General features: G+C 61.1%; 4 protein-coding genes. All 4 read right to left on the reverse strand.

Features of this window, described 5'->3' with window-relative positions:
- Positions 1–230: 230 nt before the first annotated feature.
- Positions 231–506, reverse strand: a complete 276-nt coding sequence (locus ACOVRJ_RS19050; RefSeq protein ID WP_422045403.1) for a hypothetical protein — start codon at positions 504–506, stop codon at positions 231–233.
- Positions 507–729: 223 nt separating this feature from the next.
- Positions 730–1392, reverse strand: coding sequence for an HNH endonuclease (locus ACOVRJ_RS19055; protein WP_422045404.1), 663 nt, complete (start codon positions 1390–1392; stop codon positions 730–732).
- Positions 1392–2729 carry an AAA family ATPase gene (locus ACOVRJ_RS19060; protein WP_422045405.1) on the reverse strand — a complete coding sequence of 446 codons (1338 nt, stop codon included), beginning with the start codon at positions 2727–2729 and terminating at the stop codon, positions 1392–1394. Before ACOVRJ_RS19060 ends, ACOVRJ_RS19055 begins: the two co-directional genes overlap by 1 nt.
- Positions 2730–2745: 16 nt before the next feature.
- The coding region (locus ACOVRJ_RS19065) for a restriction endonuclease subunit S (RefSeq protein ID WP_422045406.1) at positions 2746–3438 on the reverse strand (693 nt) is incomplete at its 5' end.

The following is a 3438-nucleotide window of genomic DNA, read 5'->3' on the forward strand; positions in this document are numbered from 1 at the left end:
GCGGATTCTTGCCCTATCGCCCGGTTTCTATCGCCCGGGTGGGCTTGATATCGGCGAATCTGTCCGATAGCGATGCACTCACGCCGCCCAATATCGACGCCAGCGCTTGTCACCTTCGAAGCGTACCGCGCCCCGTGCAATCAGCCCGTCCATCAACTCAAAGCTGTTGCCGGGGCCATTGGGGCCGGCGAACACTCGCAAACGTGGCTGTGCGGAAGCCACCGCAGGCTTCACCGGCCGCCGGCCTTGATGGCGCGCTTGGCAGCCCGCTTGAGCACCGTGCCCACGCGCACTGGTGTGTCGGCAGGCAGCGTCTTGAGTACCACCACCTGGCCGCTGGTTTGGCGCGCCACCAGGTCGCCGCTGGGGGCTTTCATGACCAGGATGGTGGCGTGGCTGCTCACTGCGCGCCGATGCGCCGCCAGCCCGGCCCGATGGGCCAGTTGCGGAATTTCTGACTCGGCGGTCTGCATGGACGCTTCGTCCAGCACAGGGATGCGAGGCATGGTGGGCGCTCCAGTCGCGGGGGAGATGCGAATGGATGCCGATTTTGCTATGGCCAGCGGCAGTCAGTGCTTGATGAGCTTGAAGCTGACCTCCGGGGCCGTTGGCCGCGCAGGTCCTGCTCGATGCCGAGGGCGGCGTCGATGAAGCCACCGGCGAAACACACCTCCGCATGGGCGCTCTGGTGGTCCAGCATCACTTGGTGCTGGTTCTTGGCGGGGTGGGTCATGCGAAGAGATCGGTATGTGTACCGGGGAATGCCCGAATCAGACGCGCCGTCATCTCAGGATCGTCGGCAAACACGGTCATCCAGACGCTCCAGTAGCCCTTGGCGGTGGCTGCCACGATGATCTGGTCACGCATTGCGTCGTTCGGGCACAACAGGAGGTTTCGTTTGGAGCGCTCTGCCATATCCCAGGCTTCCCGACGGTTATGCCATCGGCGGTCAGCGGCCTCATCCGTATCGCTTAGCTTGTGCAGGCCGACCAACTCGATGAGGCGTTGGGCAGACGACTGCTGTGGACTTGCTGCCGCTTCAACAAGGCCACCCTTCTTGTAGGACAGCGCACGAAAGGTGTCGTCACGGTCGGGCCAAAGGTAATCGGCGAGCACCACGTCGGTATTGCCCTTCGTGGAATTGCAGTTCGTGCAGGAAAGCAGGAAGTTGTCCCAGGCAAGCTCCCGTTCAGGCAAATTGGCCAAAGCTCCGGGGGGCTTCATGGGCTGCACATGTTCCACAGCCAGCGATGCGTCCAAATGCATCTCGCAATAGCAGCAGTATTCGCCAAGGCGCCGAATCAGTTCGCCACGGGCTTGCTGGTAGGCCGAAAAACTGAGATCTTGGCCACTTGCATCCTGAGGGCAGTCGCCCCGCCTGACCGGTCGCATTAGCCCACCTTACCGCCGGCACCCGTGCCGCCAAGGCCTGCGGCCAGCCTCTCCATTTCAAGAAAGGCGTGGTACGCAACCTCCTCGCTGAAGGGCGACGACAGTGCGTCGAGCCGCGTCTTCAAATCTTCCAGACCCTGGGCATCGACGGGCCGCTCGCCATGCAAGGCAGCGTAGTAGGCCTTTGCTGCCTCATTCATGCGCTGGTAGCGCTCGCTGCGCTGCGGCACCTCCACCCCCATGACGCCCTCCACGATGTCTTCAATGGATCGGCCACTGAAAGCGCCGCCAGGTCCTGGGGCCGCGATGCCATCAGGCAGTGCCATCTCGCCTTGCTTGACCCCTGTGCGATCCAGATCGATCACTTCGCCCGGCTGTAGCGATTGCAGGATGAAGGGCGAGTGCGACGTGGCAATGAACTGCAATTTCGGGAAGGCACGCTGCAGGTCGGCCACCACGCGGCGCTGCCACTTCGGGTGCAGGTGCAGGTCAATCTCGTCAATGAGCACCACGCCCTGAGTCATGTGCGCAGCGTCAGGTCCGCGATGCGGGTTAAGCCGCGATGCGCGGTGCGCAATGTCCGCCACCATGGCCACCATGTTGCGGTAGCCGTCGCTCAGGCTGTTGAACGGCGTCAGCCCTTCTTTCTCCAGATCAATGGTGAGTTGGTCGTACTCGACGTTATAGAAAAAATCTTGTGCACCTGGGATGCAAGCCAGCACTGCACTCTTCACCACCTCAATGGCTGGACTGGGGGTGCCTTTTTGCAGCGCGGTGTAGGTTAGCTGCTTGAACCACTTTTCAAACGCCTTCTGGTCAGACTTGGGGTCCAGGCAATAGCGGTAGGCATCCAGTTGCGAGCTGGGCCGGCTCGTTTCGACGTTGTCATGCAAAGTCCACAACCGGCCTGCACCGTAGTACAGCAGCAAGGGCAGATCGGGGCTGCGGCCCGCATTGATCTGTGCGCGACCATCTGCGCCCAACTGCACGAAGTTCTTGGCCTTGCCACCTCGGTCGCCGATTTCTCGCCGCCAGGTCAACAGTTCTGCGCTCACCTTAGCGGTGGCCTCCAGCGCCACCTCGTGCATCTTTTCCCTGAAGACCTGCTCCCCTTTCCGGGAATAGACGCCGCGGGCGTCGGCTGGCTGGATCGTCCCGCCCCCGGTGGGCAGCTTGGAGCCCTGAAAGTAGGTGTTGAGCAACATGGCCAAGGCATCCAGCACAGTGGTCTTGCCGGCACCGTTGTTGCCGATCAGAACCGTGAACTGTGAATGAAACTGAAACCGGGCCTGCTCGTAGCGCCGGAAGTTCTGCAGTGCAATCTGGTGGATCTTCATGGTGCGGAAGCCTACTTCAGATCAATCGGATGCGGCCAGTCAGCAGCGCCTGCGCCATGGCTTGCTTGAGGGCGCGGGCTTTGGTGAGGCGGGATTGGAGCAAGGTGATTTCCTCGTCCATCGAAGACAAGACTTCCGCGATGGCCTTCTGTTCATCGAAGGAAGGCAAGTTGATCGGCGCCTGCAGGAGCGCCGTCTTTGCAATGTTGTATCGCGTCGCGCCTTGAGCGAGCGAGCTCACAGCGTTCCGCCCAGGTCGTGCACGGAAGAAATAAGCCATGAACAACCCCGAAAGTCGATTGGCGACGAAAGGGCGGAACCCGAAGCAGAAGCTGTTGAGGAAAACGCCCGCATCACAGTTTTCGACCCACGAACACAACGCGACCTCTTCGGGTGTCTCGGATGATCCGTTAAAGAGAAGGTCACCAGGCTGGACCATGTTCTGCGACTCCGATGGCCCGACCTGAACGCTCTCGACCAACTTCGCCGACGTTCGGACGTTGGTCATCACATTCATGAAGGTGATGTACTTTGATGCTCCGTGCCCGAAGTCAGCTTTGCTCTTCCCCGTCAGCCCTCCATAGGTTCGACCGACCTCGCCCAGCCGCACTTCTGACCACCGCTTATGGAAACCTGGCAACCGCCGCTTGCCGGTGAGCAGTTCCTGCATGGCGCCTTGCTTGATCTGGCGCTTCTTGGTCAGCAGTTG

It is taken from the genome of Roseateles sp., assembly GCF_049240545.1.
In the GTDB taxonomy this organism is placed as follows: domain Bacteria; phylum Pseudomonadota; class Gammaproteobacteria; order Burkholderiales; family Burkholderiaceae_C; genus Paucibacter_A.

Coding starts and splice junctions, on each gene's coding strand:
- ACOVRJ_RS19060 (WP_422045405.1), bottom strand. CDS start 2,729: ATGAAGATCCACCAGATTGCACTGCAGAACTTCCGGCGCTACGAGCAG.
- ACOVRJ_RS19050 (WP_422045403.1), bottom strand. CDS start 506: ATGCCTCGCATCCCTGTGCTGGACGAAGCGTCCATGCAGACCGCCGAG.
- ACOVRJ_RS19055 (WP_422045404.1), bottom strand. CDS start 1,392: ATGCGACCGGTCAGGCGGGGCGACTGCCCTCAGGATGCAAGTGGCCAA.